The sequence below is a fragment of the Pseudomonas sp. MWU13-2862 genome, from assembly GCF_023242495.1.
Taxonomy (GTDB): domain Bacteria; phylum Pseudomonadota; class Gammaproteobacteria; order Pseudomonadales; family Pseudomonadaceae; genus Aquipseudomonas; species Aquipseudomonas gingeri_D.
Genome location: NZ_JALMEZ010000001.1, coordinates 645,152 through 663,357, shown reverse-complemented (window position 1 = coordinate 663,357; position 18,206 = coordinate 645,152). Strand labels below are relative to the sequence as shown.

The following is an 18,206-nucleotide window of genomic DNA, read 5'->3' as shown; positions in this document are numbered from 1 at the left end:
TGGCCCGAGGATAAACACCCGACATGCGTGAGTTCAGCGAACAGGAAGTGTTCTGGCGTGGCGAGTTCGGCGATCAATACGTGGGCCGCAACCAGGGGCCGGCGCTGGTCGCCGCCAACCTGGCGCTGTTCGCCAAGGCCCTGGCGCGCACCGGCCGGCTCTCCAGCCTGCTGGAACTGGGCACCAACACCGGCAACAACCTGCTGGCCTTGCACCAGCTCCTGCCCGCGTGTGCCCTGCAGGGCGTGGAGATCAACGCCAAGGCCTGCGAGCAGGCGCGCGAGCTGGGCATCGCCGAGATCTGGCACGGTTCGTTGTTCGACTACCCGCGCGAGCGGACCTTCGACCTGACCCTGAGCAAGGGCGTGCTGATCCACCTGGCGCCTGAGCTGCTGGCCACGGCCTATGAGCAGCTATACACCCTGAGCGGACGCTATATCCTGATTGCCGAGTACTACAACCCGGTGCCGGTGGAAGTGTCCTATCGTGGTAACAGCGGCAAGTTGTTCAAGCGTGACTTTGCCGGGGAAATGCTCGATCGTTATCCGGACCTGCAACTGCTGGACTACGGCTTCAGTTACCACCGCGATCCGCAGTTTCCGACCGACGATATCAACTGGTTCCTGCTGGAAAAACGTCCTTGAGTGCGATTGCAATCATTCCGGCGCGTGGTGGCAGCAAGCGCATCCCGCGCAAGAATCTCAAGCTGTTCCATGGCGAGCCGATGATTGCCCGCTCTATTCGCCTGGCGCTCGATTCGGGGTTGTTCGAGCGGGTGATCGTCAGTACCGATGACGAGGAAATCGCTGCCCTGGCCCGGGCCCGGGGGGCGCAGGTGCCGTTTATGCGTCCGGCGGCCCTGGCCGATGATTTCACCGGTACTGCCGCTGTGATCGCCCATGCGGTGGAGGCCTTGCAGCAGGCCGGATACCTGTTTGAGCATGCCTGCTGTATCTACGCCACGGCGCCGTTGTTGCAGGCGCGTTTTTTGCGCCAGGGGCTGGAGCTGCTCGAAGCCCATGCTGAAAAGTCCTTTGCGTTTTCGGTTTGCGAATTCGGTTTTCCGGTACAGCGCGCTTTGACGCTCGGCGCGGACGGCGCGCTGACGCCGCTGTATCCCGAGCATCGACAGACCCGTTCCCAGGATCTGCCCCGCGCCTTCCAGGATGCCGGGCAGTTCTACTGGGGGCGCAGCGCGGCCTGGCTGCGAGGCGACGCGCTGTTTTCGGAAAAAAGCCTGCCGGTCATCCTGCCGCGCCATCTGGTCCAGGACATCGACACCGACGAGGACTGGCGGCGCGCCGAGTACCTTTACAGCGCGTTGCTGGCTGGTGGAGAGCTGGAGCCATGAGAGTGTTGATCCGTGCCGATGCCTCGCCGGCCATTGGCAGCGGGCATGTAGCGCGCTGCCTGAGCCTCGCGCAGGTGCTGCGCAGTGGTGGTGCCGAGGTGCTGTTCGCCTGTCGGGCCTTGCCCGGCCATTCGTTGGCACGCATCGCCGAGCAGGGCTTTCAGGCCCTGGCGTTGCCGGCCGAGTACGCAGGCGAGGAGCCCGGTGCGGACATCGAGGCCCCGTTGCCGTGGCAGGCGGATATCGCCGCGCTGGGTGCCTGCCTGGTCACCGAGCCGGTCTTCGACTGGATTATCGTCGATCACTATGGCCTCGATCACGCCTGGCAAACCGCCGCTCGCCAGTGGGCGCGGCAGATTGCGGCGATCGACGACCTGAACAATCGCCAGCATGCCGTGGATCTGCTCTTCGACCAGAATTTCACCGCCGGCGACCCCGAGTACGCCCACCGCTGCTTGCGGCCCTGCCGTGAGCTCTTCGGCCCCCGTTACGCGCTGATTCGTGATGAGTTCCGCCAGGGGGCTGTGCCGATCGTCTTGCAGCCCCGGCGGGTAATGGTGAATTTTGGCGGCCTGGATGCGGCCGGCGAAACCTGGAAGGCCATGCAGGCCCTGGCGGACTTCAACGAGTTGGAAGTGGATTTTATCGCCGGCACCGCCAACCCGATGCTGGCTTCGATCCAGGCCATGGCGGTTGATCGTCCGCAGTGGCGGGTGCAGACTTTTGTCAGCGATTTCGCCGCGCTGATGGCCCGGGCCGATCTGTTTATCGGGGCCGGTGGCGGTACCAGTTGGGAACGTGCGGTCCTCGGCCTGCCGACCCTGTGCATTGCCGTGGCGGAGAATCAGCGGGCGAATGCCGAGCGGCTGGCGGCCGCCGGGGTGCATGTCTACCTGGGCAGCAGCGACGAGGTGACGGTCGACAGCCTGCGCCAGGCCATCGGTTTTGTCCTGGGCAATGTCAGTCTGCGGCGCAGCCTGGCCGCACAGTCGCGGCGTCTGGTGGATGGGCTGGGGGCGCGACGGTTTGCCGTGGCCTTGGCCGGCTCCAGTCTGGCCTTGCGCCGGGCCACGGTCGCGGATTCGCAGTTGTTGTTCGACGGCCGTAATGCCGAGTCGGTACGCCGTGCCTCGTTGAGTCCCGAGCCCATCGGCTGGCAGGCGCATCAGGCCTGGCTGGCCGCGAGCCTGCTCAACCCCGGACGCCTGCTATTGATCGCCGAGGCCGCGGATGGCCCGGTGGGCGTGCTGCGCTACGATCTGGCGGGCAGTCGCGCGGAAGTCTCGCTGTATCTGTTCCAGGGGCGCGCCGGCCTCGGTTGGGGCCGGGCGCTGCTGGCTCGTGGCGAAGCCGTCTTGGGCGAGCACTGGCCGCAGGTGACGGTGATCGACGCCCAGGTACTGCCGGATAATCCGGCTTCCATCGAATTGTTCCGTCACGGCGGCTATGTCCAGTCGGCCTGCCGTTTCGAGCGCGTGGTAAAGGATGAGCACCATGACTAGTTTCAAGATCGGCCAGCGGGTGATAGGCGCGGACGCGCCACCCTTCATCATTGCCGAGATGAGCGGCAACCATAACCAGTCGCTGGAGGTGGCGCTGCGCATTGTCGAAGCGGCGGCCAAGGCCGGTGCCCATGCGCTCAAGCTGCAAACCTATACCGCCGAGACCATGACCCTGGACCTGGACGAAGGCGAGTTCTTTATCCAGGACCCGGCCAGCCTATGGGCTGGCTCGTCGCTCTATGCCTTGTATGAAAAGGCCCATACGCCCTGGGAGTGGCACGCGCCGATCTTCGCCCGTGCCCGGGAGCTGGGCATGCTGGCGTTTTCCACGCCTTTCGATGAAACGGCGGTGGACTTTCTCGAAAGCCTCGACGTGCCGGCCTACAAGATCGCCAGCTTCGAAAACACCGATCTGCCGTTGATCCGGCGTGTGGCCGCGACCGGCAAGCCGCTGATCATTTCCACCGGCATGGCCAGTGTCGCCGAGCTGGATGAGAGCGTGCGCGCCGCCCGGGCTGCCGGTTGCAAGGACCTGGTACTGCTCAAATGCACCAGCACCTACCCGGCCAGCCCGGAAAACAGCCATGTGCGAACCATTCCTCACCTGCGCGAATTGTTCGGCTGCCAGGTCGGCTTGTCCGATCACTCCATGGGCGTGGGGGTGGCGGTAGCCGCGGTGGCCCTGGGGGCAACGGTGGTGGAGAAACATTTCACCCTGGATCGCGCTGATGGCGGGGTGGACTCGAGCTTTTCCCTGGAGCCAGCGGAACTGGCCAGCCTGGTCATCGAGACCGAACGCGCCTGGCAGGCCCTGGGCCAGGTGCACTACGGCGTTACCGAGGCGGAACGCAAGTCCCTGGTGTATCGCCGCTCGCTGTATATCACCCGCGATATGGCCGCGGGTGAAACCTTCAGCGCCGACAACCTGCGGGCGATCCGCCCCGGTCTGGGACTGGCACCCCGGCATCTCGACGCCGTGCTCGGGCGCACGGCCCGACAGGCCCTCAAGCGTGGGACGCCGCTGTCCTGGTCGCTGGTCGAATAGTGTTTTGTCGCGCTGATTCGGCAAAATAGCGTGACCTGCGAGTCATAACGCGCATCTTCACTGTATTGTATCGACCTGGAAGATGGCGCCCGGCTCATAAAGGGTCCGGTGATAGCCTTTTACTCTTCCGGCAGTCGCTCCCCCGTGGGCGGCGTCAAATCTCTGTTTGTCGGCAGCCCTTGGTCCTGGTGAACGAGGGTTTTCAGCTGTTTATTATTGGGAAGCCGTAATGATTGGCATAAAGAGCATTGCGAGCTACGTGCCTGTAGCCGGCGTGGACAATTACGCACAAGGTGCAAAATTCGAGAAGGATGAAGCCTTCATCCTCGGCAAGATCGGTTCGGCCTTCCTGCCACGCAAGGATGACGGTCAGGAAACCTCGGACCTGTGTGTCGAAGCCGTGAATGCGCTGTTCGCCCGCAATCCCGAGCTCAAGCGCGAATCCATCGACGCGCTGATCGTGGTCACCCAGAACGGCGATGAGGAAGGCCTGCCGCATACCGCCGCCATCGTCCAGGACAAACTCGGCCTGCCCACCAACGTGGCGGCGTTCGATATTTCCCTGGGTTGCTCCGGTTATGTCTATGGCATCTACGCGATCAAGGGTTTCATGGAAGCGGCGGGTCTGAAGAACGGCCTGTTGGTCACCGCCGACCCGTATTCGAAGATCGTCGATCCGGAAGATCGCAACACCACCATGCTTTTCGGCGATGCGGCGACGGCCACCTGGATGGGTGAAGACGCGCCCTGGCAGTTGGGCAAGGCCAAGTTCGGCACCGACGGGTCCGGCGCGCCGCATCTGAAGGTCAGCAATGGCGTGTTTTTCATGAACGGCCGCCAGGTCTTCAACTTCGCCTTGCTCAAGGTTCCGGCGCACCTGCACGAGTTGCTGGAAGAGTCCGGCCTGCAGGCGGACGATATCGATGCGTTCTGCATTCACCAGGGCAGCGCGGCGATCGTGGATGCCGTGGCGCGGCGTTTCGAGGGCGAACCGGAGAAGTTCATCAAGGACATGGTTGAGACCGGTAACACGGTGTCGTCGAGTATTCCGTTGTTGCTGGAGAAACATGTCCTGGACTCGACCTGGAAGCGCGTGGCCCTCAGTGGCTTTGGCGTGGGCTTGTCGTGGGGATCGGCGATTATTCATCGGCCTTGATGCCAAGGGTCGCAAAATGGCGCTCCAGGTGAGATAACCTTGAGCGCCATTTTTTTGCGCGGATGTTGAGGGCGGCGGCATGAGCGAAAGTTTCGAGCAGAATCTGCAGGTCATCGGCGACCGTTGGCCGGGTTTGCTGGCGCGGCTATTGGCCGAGGACAGCGAGTCGTTGCCGGTCGAACTGCTGGAAGGGCTGGGCTCGACCCTGAGCGTGGGTGGCATCCAGCTCACCAGTCGGCATGATCGCGTCGCCGAGGCCCGCCTGCAGGCCGCCAGTCTGCCGCCGGACAGCGACTTGCTGCACCTTTACGGCACCGGCTTGGGCGATCTGCAACAGATCCTGCTGGAGCGCCCGACCCTGAAACGCCTGTGTGTCCATGTCCTCAATGGCGCGTTGTTCAAGTTGGTGCTGGGGCTGTTGGATCAGCAATCCTGGCTGACCGATCCTCGGGTCGATCTGAGCTACGCCGCCGACCATCCCGAGATTCTCTTGCCGTTTTTTGCCCTGCCGGCCGAACTGGTGCTGGCCGATGATTGCAATGCGCGGATGCGTGATCGTCTGGTCGGCGAGGTACACCTGACCTTCAATAATCGCGAGTTCGATCCGCAGTCCGCGGTTATCGTCCAGCGTCTGCTGGACACCCGCGAGGTGTTTGGCGCGGACCGCGATGTCACCGAGCTGTTTGCGACGCGTCCGGGCCAGCATATCTATGTGATCGGCACCGGGCCGACGCTGGAGCAGCAGTTCGCCAAGCTGCGCGCGATCAGCGAGCAGCCGGACCGGCCGTTGTTCATCAGTGTCGACACTGCCTATCGGCCTTTGCGTGAGCAGGGGATCCGGCCGGATATCGTGGTCAGCATCGACCAGCGCATCGGTTTCCGGCATTTGCCCGTCGAAGCGTCCGACGGTATTCCCCTGGTCTATATGCCGATGAGCGATCCCCTGGTGCTGCACGCCTGGAAAGGCCCGCGTTACGGCAGCTATTCCATCAGTCCGATCTATGCCTCGGTACGTGAGCGGTGCCGGCGCGGCCTGTTGTTCGTCGGCGGCAGCGTGCTGCACCCGGCGGTCGACCTGGCGGTGAAGATGGGCGCGGCGCGCATCACCCTGTTCGGCGCCGACTTCGCCTTCCCGATGAACAAGACCCATGCGGGCTGGAAGGATGGCGATCTCGGCCCGGGTGTCGACCTGGCGCAGCACTGGGTACTGGACGGCCAGGGGCAACGGGTCAGGACGCAGTTGAACTTCCGTCGTTACCTGGTGGAGTTGGAGCGCTATATCGCCCGTCACCCGCAGGTGGCATTCCTCAACAGCAGCAGGGCTGGGGCGCAGATCGTCGGTACCGGGTTCGACCAGGAGTTTGTCCAATGAGCCGGCTGGCGCAGTGTGTCGAGGATGCCCGCGAATGCGCCGGGCTGTTTCGTCTGGGTCGTGATGTGGAGGCGGCCTTGAACATGGTCGAGGTGTTCGACGCCGCGCAGTTGGCGTTGGCGAGCGCGCCTGGGGAGGTTCGGCAGCAGTGGGCGCAACTGCTGACCCGAATGCTGGTTTGCCAGGAATCCCAGGACTGGTTGGGGCTGGCCGACTGGATGGAGTACGAACTGGTGGGGCTGCTGGAATCGACGGCAATTCCCTGACGTCATTTTTCCTCTTGGAGCAGGGCGCCAAGCCCTTGTTTTCAAAGGGGTGGCAGGGTGATGGCAAAATTTTTGAAAAAAGCCCTCAAGCAACTTGCAATCCCGACGATAACTATTACGAAGGTTCTCTAGGCCATACCCGGCGCTTGCCAGGGCCGGAAGCCGCAGTACCCAACCAACGAGGATTTCGTCATGTCTCTGAGTGTAAACACTAACGTCACTTCCCTGTCTGTTCAGAAGAACCTGAATAACGCGGCGAACGCTCTCTCCACCGCCATGCAGCGCCTGTCTTCCGGCCTGAAAATCAACAGCGCCGCGGACGATGCTGCCGGCCTGCAGATCTCTACTCGTATGAGCAGCCAGATCCGTGGTCAGACCGTTGCGATCAAGAACGCCAACGACGGTATCTCCCTGGCACAGACCGCCGACGGCGCGATGGCAACCGACACCGACATTCTGCAGCGTATGCGTGAACTGGCTGTTCAAGCCCGTAACGGTACCAACAGCACCGCTGACCAGACCGCAACCAACTCCGAATTCGCCCAGATGTCGGACGAATTGACTCGTATCTCCGCGAGCACCCAGATCAACGGCAAGTTCCTGCTGAACGGTTCTGCTGGCGTCGTGACCCTGCAAGTGGGTTCCAACACCGGTTCGGCCAACCAGATCAGCCTGACCCTGAGCTCCAAGTTCGACGCCGTCAGCCTGTCCGTGGATAGCGGTACTCTGGTTCTGACCGGTGCCACCAGCGCCGCAGCCGCCTCCAACATCGACAACGCGATCACCGCGATCGACGCTGCAATCGCCGCCATCGGTGCTACCCGTGCCAACCTCGGTGCTTCGCAGAACCGTCTGACCAGCACCATCTCCGTCCTGCAGAACGTGACTCAGAACGTGACCGCTGCACAGGGTCGCGTACAAGACACCGACTTCGCCGCTGAAACCGCAGAACTGACCAAGCAGCAAACCCTGCAACAGGCTTCTACCTCGGTTCTGGCTCAGGCCAACCAACTGCCTTCCGCTGTACTGAAGTTGCTTCAGTAATTTCGGAATAAGTTTTGGCGGGGGGGTGTGCTGGTCACGCTCTCTCGCTTTTTCACGTTGAGAGGTGATGGAAATGGACATGAGTGTAAAGCTTAGTCTGTCTTACCCCGCTGTTACGCCGGCCAGTTCCACTCCTGTTGCCGACAAGCCGGTACCGGCTACGGCGGCGCCTCAGGCGGATCCGGTAACACCCGTTTCAGCCACCAGCAAGGATTCGGGCTCTTCCGACAGGCTCAAGCAGGCTGTGCAGGATATCGAGAAGTTCGTTCAATCAATCAAGCGCAACCTGGAATTTTCCATCGACGAGCACTCCGGGCAAGTCGTGGTCAAGGTGATCGCCAGCGACAGCGGCGAGGTGGTTCGACAGATCCCATCCGAGGAAGCGTTGAAACTGGCTGACAGTCTGAGTTCAGCGAGTAATGTGCTGTTTGATGCGAAAGCCTGACAGCTGGCATGAATCGTGTGTGCAGTTGCCTTTGGCGCTGGTAAGGGTCAAAAGACTGGCTGCAAATTGAAGGGAGATAAACATGGCAAGTCCAATTGTACCAACTACGGGCCTGGGTTCCGGCCTGAATATCGGCTCGATCGTGACCGCGTTGGTCAATGCCGATTCAAGTGCCGCAACGCAGCAGATCAGCTCGTCGCAAACAACCAACACGCTGAAGCTTTCCGGCGTGGGTTCGCTGAAGAGTGCGTTGACGACCTTCCAGACCGCACTGGCCGCCCTCAACAGCTCGACTACTCCGCAGTTCGCCGGCTTCTCGGCAACCTCCGGATCACCGTCCGTATTGACGGCCACCACTGACAATACCGCGGTAGCCGGTAACTACAGTATTACGGTGAATAACCTCGCCACGAGTTCGAAGGTTTCCAGTGCTTCTTTTTCCGGCGGTGCAACCAGTGCCATTCCGAGTGGTACCCTGACCATCAGTCAGAATGGCACTAATTACAATGTCACCATCCCGGCCAATGCAACGCTGCAGAGCACCCGTGACGCGATCAACTCCACGCTGGCGGGCAACGGTATTTCCGCCAACATCGTGACCGACAGTAGCGGTGCGGCGCGTCTTGTGTTCGGCTCCAACACCACTGGCGCGGGTTCCGACTTGTCGGTCAGTGGTATTGCCGGCCTGACAATCGACGGTACCCAGGCAATGGCCAATCCCCCGACAGCTTCAAGCTCGGGCGCGGTCAATGGTCTGGCCAAGGATGCAAGTATCACCATTGATGGCCTGACGGTTACCAGCAAGACCAATACCGTCACCGGTGCCGTCAGTGGTCTGACACTGAACCTGCTCTCGGGGACTGGAGGTGCGGGTTCTACTTCGGTGGTCACCGTGGGCACCAACACCAGCGGTCTGCAGACCTCGATCCAGACGTTCGTGAGCGCCTACAACAGCTTGATGACGACCATCGGTACTCTCAGTACCCCGACGACCGACTCCAGTGGTAATAGCAAGCCAGCGGCGTTTACCGGTGACTCCATGCCTCGGGCACTGATTGCCAGTATCCGTGGCGTGCTCACCACGCCCGGGCCGGGTAATAAGTTGGCGGTGCTCTCGCAACTGGGGGTGGGGACCGATCCGCAGACGGGGCAATTGAATTTCAACTCCACCACGTTCAACCGGGCGATGACCACCGATGGTTTGAGTGGCCAGGTGCAGACGCTGTTTACCGGTACCACCGCCAACGCGGGGGCGGACGGTGTGTTGGCGCGGATGACCGCGGCGATCGCCCCCTACGTCCAGACCGGCGGTTTGCTCGATCAGCGCAGCACCAGCTTGAACACCCAGGCCAGCGCCCTGGCGAGTCAGCAAGCGGCACTGGATCTGCATGTCACCAACCTGACTGCGACCCTGACGGCCAAGTACAACGCCATGGACGCGTTGGTCGGGCAGTTGAAGGCACAGGGGGACAGCATCACGTCGTTCTTCGCTTCGTTGACCGCGCAGAAGTCGGGCTAACCTCCGATAGCTCGCCAAAAAGCCCGGCCGCGTTTAGCGCGTGCCGGGTTTTTGCCTTCTGGGTCTAAAGTTTTGTGACTCAAAGGCGATACACTTCTTATACGAACCCTTGAGTGTTAATGAGGTAGAACATGAATCCGATGCTAGCCCTTCGGCAATACCAGAAGGTAGGAGCCCAGGCTCAGACCTCCGAGGCCAGTCCTCACCGCCTGGTGCAGATGTTGATGGAAGGTGGCCTGGATCGTATCGCCCAGGCCAAAGGTGCCATCGAGCGTAAGGACATCCCCGCCAAGGGAGTCGCCATCGGCAAGGCCATCGATATTGTCGGTGGTTTGCGCGAGGGCCTGGATCTGGAAAAGTCAGCCGATTCGCTGACCGATCTGGACAATCTTTACGCCTATATGATGACGCGCCTGCTGCAAGCCAATGTAAACTCGGACATCGGGATGCTCGACGAAGTCGCCGGCCTGCTGACAACGGTCAAGGAAGGTTGGGACGCTATCGCACCACCGGGTCCGCAGTTCTAAGGAGCGCATCATGAGTCTCGTACTGCAGCGTATCGAAGAAACCCGCGAGGCCCTGGTAAGGGCTTTGGCCGAGCGTGACTGGGAGGCCATCACCCAGTTGGACCTGGCCTGCCGCGCTTGCATGGAAGATGTGCTGGTCGAGACGGGGTTGGACGAGGATGCGCTGCGCGTCAAGCTTGAGAAGTTGTTGCACGTCTATCGTCAGTTGCTGGAAGCTGCGATGACCGAACGTCAGTCAATAGTCGATGAGATGTCGAAGATCCAGCAAGCAAGGAGCGCCGCAAAGGTTTACCATCTGTTCGGTTAATGTTGGGTTAATCGAACCGTATTGCGCCATAAATTTGACTATGTACGCTTTTTTGACTTAACTAGTGCTGTTTCCAGATTTCAGTCGTCCTTGGAGGCCCTGTCCGGCCTCGGATGTCTAGCTTGCCCCACCCATACCGGGCATCGAGTTGACTAGGGAAGTTGCTATTGCATGTGGCGTGAAACCAAAATTCTGCTGATCGATGACGATAGCGTTCGCCGCCGCGACCTGGCGGTGATCTTAAATTTTCTCGGCGAAGAAAATATTTCCTGCACCAGCGATGACTGGCAGCAGATGGTCGGCCCCTTGTCGTCCAGTCGTGAGGTATTGTGCGTCCTGATCGGGACGGTCAATGCCGTGAGCGGACTGACAGGCTTGCTTAGGACACTGTCAACCTGGGATGAGTTCCTTCCGGTGTTGCTTCTCGGCGAAATTTCTTCTGCCGACCTGCCCGAAGACCAGCGTCGCCGGGTCCTGTCCAGCCTGGAAATGCCACCCAGCTACAGCAAGTTGCTCGACTCCCTGCACCGCGCCCAGGTCTATCGCGAGATGTATGACCAGGCCCGTGAGCGCGGCCGGCAGCGCGAGCCCAACCTGTTCCGCAGCCTGGTCGGCACCAGTCGTGCCATCCAGCATGTGCGCCAGATGATGCAGCAAGTGGCCGACACCGACGCCAGCGTGCTGATCCTTGGCGAGTCCGGCACCGGCAAGGAAGTGGTGGCGCGCAACCTGCACTATCACTCCAAGCGCCGCGACGCGCCTTTCGTGCCGGTCAACTGCGGGGCGATCCCGGCCGAGTTGCTGGAAAGCGAACTGTTCGGTCACGAGAAGGGCGCCTTTACCGGGGCCATCACCACCCGTGCCGGGCGTTTCGAGCTGGCCAACGGCGGTACCCTGTTCCTCGACGAGATCGGTGACATGCCGCTGCCGATGCAGGTCAAGCTGTTGCGCGTGCTGCAGGAGCGGACCTTCGAGCGCGTGGGCAGCAACAAGACCCAGAGCATCGATGTGCGCATCATCGCGGCCACCCACAAGAACCTCGAAAGCATGATCGAGGTCGGCAGCTTTCGCGAAGATCTCTACTACCGCCTGAACGTGTTCCCCATCGAGATGGCGCCGCTGCGTGAGCGGGTCGAAGACATTCCGTTGCTGATGAACGAATTGATCTCGCGCATGGAACACGAAAAGCGCGGTTCCATTCGCTTCAATTCGGCGGCGATCATGTCGCTGTGCCGTCACGCCTGGCCGGGCAACGTCCGCGAGCTGGCCAACCTGGTGGAGCGCATGGCGATCATGCATCCGTATGGGGTGATCGGCGTCGCCGAGCTGCCGAAGAAATTCCGCTACGTCGATGACGAAGACGAGCAACTGGTGGACAGCCTGCGCAGCGACCTCGAAGAGCGGGTCGCGATCAACGGCCATACCCCGGACTTCACCACCTCGGCGATGCTGCCGCCCGAAGGCCTGGATCTCAAGGACTACCTCGGTGGCCTCGAGCAGGGCCTGATCCAGCAAGCGCTGGACGACGCCAATGGCATCGTGGCGCGCGCCGCCGAGCGCCTGCGTATCCGTCGCACCACCCTGGTGGAGAAGATGCGCAAGTACGGGATGAGCCGTCGCGAGGGTGATGAACAGGCGGATGATTGACGCCTGTTTTTCAAGCTGCTGAAAAATGGCTGGTTTTTTTTTCGGCACGGGTATTGCTAAGCCTCTTGTAACGTTCCGTTTAAATGACGGTCAGCCAAGCGAGAGAGCACCATGCCCCAAGCCGCCCCGATGTCACCTGTCCCTGAAGCCTCGGGATCTTCGTCGTCCGTCGAGCAGGCCGGTCGGTTGGGTCTGGAGCAGGCTTTCTCGCTGTTCAATCAGATGTCGACGCAACTCAACGATTCCTACAGCCTGCTTGAGGCCCGGGTCACCGAGCTCAAGGGCGAGCTGGCCGTGGTCAGCGCCCAGCGCATGGCCGAACTGGCGGAAAAAGAGCGCTTGGCCAATCGTTTGCAGAACCTGCTCGACCTGTTGCCGGGCGGGGTCATCGTCATCGATTCCCTGGGGATCGTCAGCGAAGCCAATCCGGCGGCCCGGGAGTTGCTCGGCCTGCCTCTGGTCGGCGAGCTCTGGCGTCAGGTGATCGCTCGTTGCTTTGCTCCACGTGAAGACGACGGTCATGAGATCTCCCTCAAGGACGGCCGGCGTCTGTCGATCTCCACCCGCTCGCTGGATGCCGAGCCGGGTCAGTTGGTGCTGCTCAATGACCTGACTGAAACCCGTCGCCTGCAGGATCAATTAGCCCGGCACGAGCGCCTGTCCTCGCTCGGGCGCATGGTTGCGTCCCTCGCGCACCAGATCCGTACGCCGCTCTCGGCGGCCTTGCTCTATGCCAGCCATCTCGCCGAGCAGGCCTTGCCGGTCGAGACCCAGCAACGCTTTGCCGGGCGCTTGAAGGAGCGCCTGCATGAGTTGGAGCACCAGGTCCGCGATATGCTGGTGTTCGCCCGTGGCGAGCTGCCGCTGACCGATCGGCTGACGCCCAATGGCTTGATGCAGGCGCTGCAGGCAGCGGCGCAGACCCATGTCCAGGGCGCCGCGGTGCGCTGGCAGTGCGACAGTCATGTCGGTGAGTTGCTGTGCAATCGCGACACCCTGGTGGGCGCGCTGCTGAACCTGATCGAAAACGCCCAGCAGGCCACCACCGGCCAGGTGCGCCTGAAGGTGCACCTGTACGCCCGTGGCGCGACCTTGCGCCTGTGCGTCAGTGACAATGGCTCGGGTATCGACCCGACCGTGCTGCTGCGCCTGGGCGAACCCTTCTTTACCACCAAGACCACCGGCACCGGCCTCGGCCTGGCGGTGGTCAAGGCCGTTGCCCGGGCGCATCAGGGCGACATGCAATTACAATCGCGGCTGGGGCGTGGCACCTGTGCGATGGTCTGCCTGCCGCTGATTCCTGGCGCCATGGAGGAGGCTCAACAATGAGACCGCTGCTCAAGGTCCTGCTGGTCGAGGATGATCATGCCTTGCGTGAGGCGCTGGCCGATACCTTGCTGCTGGCCGGGCATCGGTTCCACGCGGTCGGTTCAGCCGAGGAAGCGCTGGAGGCGGTGGCCGCGGAGTCGTTCGGCCTGGTGATCAGTGACGTCAATATGCCGGGCATGGACGGACATCAGTTGCTCGGCCTGCTGCGCGCGCGCCAGCCGCAATTGCCGGTATTGCTGATGACCGCCCACGGGGCGGTGGAGCGGGCGGTGGATGCGATGCGCCAGGGCGCGGCCGATTATCTGGTCAAACCGTTCGAGCCCAAGGCCCTGCTCGATCTGGTGGCTCGGCATGCCCTGGGGCAGCCGGGCGCGTCAGACAGCGAGGGGCCGATCGCCTCGGAGCCGGCCAGTGCGCAGTTGCTCGAGCTGGCGGCGCGGGTGGCGCGCAGCGATTCGACGGTGCTGATTTCTGGCGAGTCCGGCACCGGCAAGGAGGTGCTGGCGCGGTATATCCACCAGCAATCACCCCGTGCCAGCCAGCCGTTTATCGCCATCAACTGCGCGGCGATTCCCGACAATATGCTTGAGGCCACCCTGTTCGGCCACGAAAAAGGCTCGTTCACGGGGGCCATCGCGGCCCAGGCCGGCAAGTTCGAGCAGGCCGATGGCGGGACCATCCTGCTCGATGAGATTTCCGAAATGCCCCTGGGTCTCCAGGCCAAGCTGCTGCGTGTGCTCCAGGAGCGCGAGGTCGAGCGGGTCGGTGCACGCAAACCGATCACCCTGGATATCCGCGTGGTGGCCACCACCAACCGCGACCTGGCGGGAGAAGTGGCGGCGGGACGCTTCCGTGAGGACCTTTACTATCGCCTGTCGGTTTTTCCGCTGGCCTGGCGTCCGTTGCGCGAGCGTACCGCCGATATTCTGCCGTTGGCCGAACGTCTACTTGCCAAGCACAGCGCCAAAATGAAACATGCCTCTGTTCGACTGTCGCCCCAGGCGCAGGCTTGTCTGATCGGCTATCCGTGGCCGGGCAATGTGCGCGAACTGGACAATGCGATCCAGCGGGCGCTGATCCTGCAGCAGGGTGGGCTGATCCAGGCCGAGGATTTCTGCCTGGCCGGCCCGGTCGGCGCGGCGCCGCTGCCAGGGCTTGTGCTGACCAACCGGTCGTCTGTCGGCGAACCGGTGCTGGTCGAGGCGGTAGCGGGGGAGCAGGCAGGTGGCCTGGGCGACGACCTGCGTCGACGTGAGTTCCAGATGATCATCGACACCCTGCGCGCCGAGCGCGGGCGGCGCAAGGAGGCTGCCGAGCGACTGGGTATCAGCCCGCGTACGCTGCGCTACAAACTGGCGCAGATGCGCGATGCCGGAATGGATGTCGAGGCCTATCTGTTTGCCAGCTAGGCCGATTCGGGCTTGTGTGTCGTGTATCGGATTTTGTTCGAGAACGACAAGGAGCTGGCACCCTTGTTGCTAACCCTTCACTAACAGCTGCACAAGTGTCAAAAAATTGCAGGCCGCCGGAGAGAGACGTTCATGAGCCAGGGTGTTGAATTTAATCGATTGATGCTGGACATGCGCTCCATGCAAATGGATGCCATGGCTCAACCCAAATCGGCTGTGGCCGCGCCGGAAGTCAGTGGCAGCAGCTTTTCCGATTTGCTCGGCAATGCCATCAACAAGGTCAACGACGTGCAGCAAGCCTCTGGCCAGCTGTCCACGGCGTTCGAAATCGGCAAGAGTGGTGTCGACCTGACGGACGTCATGATCGCCTCGCAGAAAGCCAGTGTCTCGTTCCAGGCCTTGACCCAGGTGCGCAACAAGCTGGTCCAGGCGTATCAAGACATCATGCAGATGCCGGTCTAAGGGTTAGGGACGTAAATAGTCATGGCAGAAGTTCTCGCCGATAACGTACCGGCCAAGTCCGGCCCCGCAGACGGTAAACCGCCGCTGTTCGGGTTGTCCTTTCTGGAAAATCTTTCCGAAATGACCATGCTCCGTCAGGTTGGCCTGATGGTCGGCCTGGCGGCGAGCGTGGCGATCGGCTTTGCCGTGGTGTTGTGGTCCCAACAGCCTGACTACCGGCCGCTGTATGGCAGCCTGGCCGGTATGGATGCCAAGCAGGTCATGGAAACCCTGGCGGCGGCAGATATTCCCTACACCGTCGAGCCGAACTCCGGCGCGCTGCTGGTCAAGGCCGATGACGTGTCCCGCGCCCGCCTCAAGCTGGCCGCCGCCGGCGTGACGCCGAGCGACGGCAACATCGGTTTCGAAATTCTCGACAAGGACCAGGGCCTGGGCACCAGCCAGTTCATGGAGGCGACCCGTTATCGGCGCGGCCTGGAAGGCGAACTGGCGCGGACCATTTCCAGCCTGAACAATATCAAGGCTGCCCGTGTGCACCTGGCGATCCCGAAAAGCTCGGTGTTCGTTCGCGATGAGCGCAAGCCCAGCGCTTCGGTATTGGTCGAGATGTATTCCGGTCGTACCCTGGAGCCCGGGCAGGTGCTCGCCATTATCAACCTGGTGGCCACCAGTGTTCCGGAACTCAGCAAGTCGCAGGTCACCGTCGTCGACCAGAAAGGCAACCTGCTCTCCGACCAGGCGCAAAACTCTGAATTGAGCATGGCCGGCAAGCAGTTCGATTACAGCCGGCGCATGGAAAGCATGCTCACCCAGCGGGTGCACAACATCCTGCAACCGGTGCTGGGCAACGATCGCTACAAGGCCGAAGTCTCCGCCGACGTGGACTTCAGCGCGGTCGAGTCGACCTCCGAACAATTCAACCCTGACCAGCCGGCGCTGCGCAGCGAACAGTCGACCACCGAACAGCGCACCGCCAGCAGCGGCCCACAAGGCGTGCCGGGTGCCCTGAGCAACCAACCGCCAGGCCCGGCCACCGCGCCGCAGACCACCGGCGGCGCAGCGGCTTCTTCCGGCGCCATCGCCGCTGGCCAGCCGCTGCTCGATGCCAACGGCCAGCAGATCATGGACCCGGCCACCGGCCAACCGATGCTGGCGCCGTATCCGGCGGACAAGCGTCAACAATCGACCAAGAACTTCGAACTGGATCGCTCCATCAGCCACACCAAGCAACAGCAAGGTCGCGTGACCCGTCTGTCGGTGGCGGTGGTGGTCGACGACCAGGTCAAGATCAACCCGACCAATGGCGAGACCACCCGTTCGCCGTGGAGCGCCGACGAACTGGCGCGCTTCACCCGCCTGGTCCAGGATGCCGTCGGTTTCGAGGCCAGCCGCGGCGACAGCGTCAGCGTGATCAACGTGCCGTTCTCCGCCGAGCGCGGGGAAGTGATCGCCGATATTCCGTTCTACTCGCAACCCTGGTTCTGGGATGTGGTCAAGCAGGTACTGGGCGTATTGTTCATCCTGGTACTGGTATTCGGTGTGCTGCGTCCGGTACTCAACAACATCACCAATGGCGGCAAGGGCAAGCAGTTGGCCGGTTTTGGCGGCGACGTCGAACTCGGTGGCATGGGCGGCCTGGATGGCGAACTGGCCAACGACCGCGTCAGCCTGGGCGGTCCGCAGAGCATCCTGCTGCCGAGCCCGAGTGAAGGTTATGACGCACAGCTGAACGCCATCAAGAGTCTGGTAGCCGAAGATCCGGGCCGTGTGGCACAGGTCGTCAAAGAGTGGATTAACGCCGATGAGTAATAACGCCGCCGTCAACCAGAAGCTGACCCGGGTCGACAAAGCCGCGATCCTGCTGCTGTCGCTGGGCTCCACGGATGCTGCACAAGTGTTGCGCCACATGGGCCCCAAGGAAGTCCAGCGGGTCGGCGTGGCGATGGCGCAGATGCGCAACGTGCACCGCGAGCAGGTCGAGCAGGTCATGAGTGAGTTCGTCGAGATCGTCGGCGACCAGACCAGCCTGGGCGTCGGCTCCGACGACTACGTGCGCAAGATGCTGACCCAGGCCTTGGGTGAAGACAAGGCCAACGGCCTGATCGACCGGATCCTGCTGGGCGGCAACACCAGCGGCCTGGACAGCCTCAAGTGGATGGAACCGCGGGCGGTGGCGGATGTGATCCGTTACGAGCACCCGCAGATCCAGGCGATCGTCGTGGCGTACCTCGACCCCGATCAGGCCGGCGAAGTGCTGAACAACTTCGACCACAAGGTGCGTCTGGACATCATCCTGCGGGTCTCGTCGCTGAACACGGTGCAGCCGGCGGCCCTCAAGGAACTCAACCAGATTCTCGAGAAGCAGTTCTCCGGCAACTCCAACGCGGCCCGTACCACCCTGGGCGGTATCAAGCGTGCCGCGGACATCATGAACTTCCTCGACAGCTCGATCGAAGGCCAGTTGATGGACTCGATCCGCGAAGTCGACGAGGACCTGTCGACCCAGATCGAAGACCTCATGTTCGTCTTCAACAACCTCTCCGACGTCGACGACCGCGGTATCCAGGCGCTGCTGCGCGAAGTGTCTTCGGACGTGCTGGTGCTGGCGCTCAAGGGCTCCGACGAAGGCGTCAAGGAAAAGATCTTCAAGAACATGTCCAAGCGTGCGGCGGAACTGCTGCGCGACGACCTCGAAGCCAAGGGTCCGGTTCGCGTCAGCGACGTGGAGACCGCGCAGAAGGAAATCCTTACCATCGCCCGCCGTATGGCCGAAGCCGGAGAGATCGTGCTCGGTGGCAAGGGCGGCGAAGAGATGATCTAAGGAT

At 62.1% G+C, this 18,206-nt stretch carries 18 protein-coding genes; all 18 read left to right on the top strand.

The annotated features are described in order from the left end of the window. The first annotated feature begins 23 nt into the window (after positions 1–23). The 18 genes from M5C56_RS03095 (at position 24) to fliG (ending at position 18,202) form a co-directional block, all read left to right on the top strand. The gene (locus M5C56_RS03095) at positions 24–644 is read left to right on the top strand and encodes a pseudaminic acid biosynthesis-associated methylase (protein WP_103495975.1); all 621 of its coding nucleotides are present in this window, start codon (positions 24–26) and stop codon (positions 642–644) included. Then, positions 641–1,351 (top strand): pseudaminic acid cytidylyltransferase, encoded by a 711-nt coding sequence (pseF, locus tag M5C56_RS03090; RefSeq protein WP_103495974.1) that lies wholly within the window; start codon positions 641–643, stop codon positions 1,349–1,351. Before M5C56_RS03095 ends, pseF begins: the two co-directional genes overlap by 4 nt. Next, positions 1,348–2,853: a UDP-2,4-diacetamido-2,4,6-trideoxy-beta-L-altropyranose hydrolase gene (gene pseG, locus M5C56_RS03085; protein ID WP_103495973.1), complete on the top strand. Its 1,506-nt coding sequence runs from the start codon at positions 1,348–1,350 to the stop codon at positions 2,851–2,853. Before pseF ends, pseG begins: the two co-directional genes overlap by 4 nt. Next, positions 2,846–3,898 (top strand): pseudaminic acid synthase, encoded by a 1,053-nt coding sequence (pseI, locus tag M5C56_RS03080; protein ID WP_103495972.1) that lies wholly within the window; start codon positions 2,846–2,848, stop codon positions 3,896–3,898. The genes pseG and pseI overlap by 8 nt, the downstream gene beginning before the upstream one ends. A 229-nt stretch (positions 3,899–4,127) precedes the next feature. Continuing rightward, positions 4,128–5,054 carry a ketoacyl-ACP synthase III gene (locus tag M5C56_RS03075; RefSeq protein WP_103495971.1) on the top strand — a complete coding sequence of 309 codons (927 nt, stop codon included), beginning with the start codon at positions 4,128–4,130 and terminating at the stop codon, positions 5,052–5,054. A gap of 79 nt (positions 5,055–5,133) precedes the next feature. After that, positions 5,134–6,426, top strand: a complete 1,293-nt coding sequence (locus tag M5C56_RS03070) for a 6-hydroxymethylpterin diphosphokinase MptE-like protein (protein WP_103495970.1) — start codon at positions 5,134–5,136, stop codon at positions 6,424–6,426. Further along, on the top strand, positions 6,423–6,692 hold the full coding sequence (locus tag M5C56_RS03065; protein WP_103495969.1) for a hypothetical protein: 270 nt from the start codon (positions 6,423–6,425) through the stop codon (positions 6,690–6,692). Before M5C56_RS03070 ends, M5C56_RS03065 begins: the two co-directional genes overlap by 4 nt. A 192-nt stretch (positions 6,693–6,884) precedes the next feature. Next, the gene (locus M5C56_RS03060; RefSeq protein WP_103495968.1) at positions 6,885–7,736 is read left to right on the top strand and encodes a flagellin domain-containing protein; all 852 of its coding nucleotides are present in this window, start codon (positions 6,885–6,887) and stop codon (positions 7,734–7,736) included. A gap of 73 nt (positions 7,737–7,809) precedes the next feature. Continuing rightward, positions 7,810–8,181: a flagellar protein FlaG gene (locus tag M5C56_RS03055; RefSeq protein WP_103495996.1), complete on the top strand. Its 372-nt coding sequence runs from the start codon at positions 7,810–7,812 to the stop codon at positions 8,179–8,181. Positions 8,182–8,263: 82 nt separating this feature from the next. Continuing rightward, positions 8,264–9,700 carry a flagellar filament capping protein FliD gene (gene fliD, locus M5C56_RS03050; RefSeq protein WP_103495967.1) on the top strand — a complete coding sequence of 479 codons (1,437 nt, stop codon included), beginning with the start codon at positions 8,264–8,266 and terminating at the stop codon, positions 9,698–9,700. Between the two features lie 131 nt (positions 9,701–9,831). Then, on the top strand, positions 9,832–10,227 hold the full coding sequence (fliS, locus tag M5C56_RS03045; protein WP_103495966.1) for a flagellar export chaperone FliS: 396 nt from the start codon (positions 9,832–9,834) through the stop codon (positions 10,225–10,227). A 10-nt stretch (positions 10,228–10,237) separates the two neighbouring features. After that, positions 10,238–10,534: a flagellar protein FliT gene (locus M5C56_RS03040; protein WP_103495965.1), complete on the top strand. Its 297-nt coding sequence runs from the start codon at positions 10,238–10,240 to the stop codon at positions 10,532–10,534. A gap of 171 nt (positions 10,535–10,705) precedes the next feature. Further along, complete coding sequence (locus tag M5C56_RS03035) at positions 10,706–12,181, top strand: sigma-54 dependent transcriptional regulator (RefSeq protein ID WP_103495964.1); 1,476 nt, start codon at positions 10,706–10,708, stop codon at positions 12,179–12,181. 129 nt (positions 12,182–12,310) lie between these two features. Further along, positions 12,311–13,510: an ATP-binding protein gene (locus M5C56_RS03030; RefSeq protein WP_247263409.1), complete on the top strand. Its 1,200-nt coding sequence runs from the start codon at positions 12,311–12,313 to the stop codon at positions 13,508–13,510. Beyond that, positions 13,507–14,919, top strand: a complete 1,413-nt coding sequence (fleR, locus tag M5C56_RS03025; protein WP_103495962.1) for a sigma-54-dependent response regulator transcription factor FleR — start codon at positions 13,507–13,509, stop codon at positions 14,917–14,919. The genes M5C56_RS03030 and fleR overlap by 4 nt, the downstream gene beginning before the upstream one ends. A gap of 132 nt (positions 14,920–15,051) precedes the next feature. After that, the gene (fliE, locus tag M5C56_RS03020; RefSeq protein ID WP_103495961.1) at positions 15,052–15,381 is read left to right on the top strand and encodes a flagellar hook-basal body complex protein FliE; all 330 of its coding nucleotides are present in this window, start codon (positions 15,052–15,054) and stop codon (positions 15,379–15,381) included. Between the two features lie 21 nt (positions 15,382–15,402). Further along, positions 15,403–17,190, top strand: a complete 1,788-nt coding sequence (gene fliF / locus M5C56_RS03015) for a flagellar basal-body MS-ring/collar protein FliF (protein WP_103495960.1) — start codon at positions 15,403–15,405, stop codon at positions 17,188–17,190. Next, a complete protein-coding gene (fliG, locus tag M5C56_RS03010; RefSeq protein WP_100939016.1) occupies positions 17,183–18,202 on the top strand; it encodes a flagellar motor switch protein FliG in 1,020 nt (339 codons plus the stop codon). Before fliF ends, fliG begins: the two co-directional genes overlap by 8 nt. Positions 18,203–18,206: the final 4 nt, after the last annotated feature.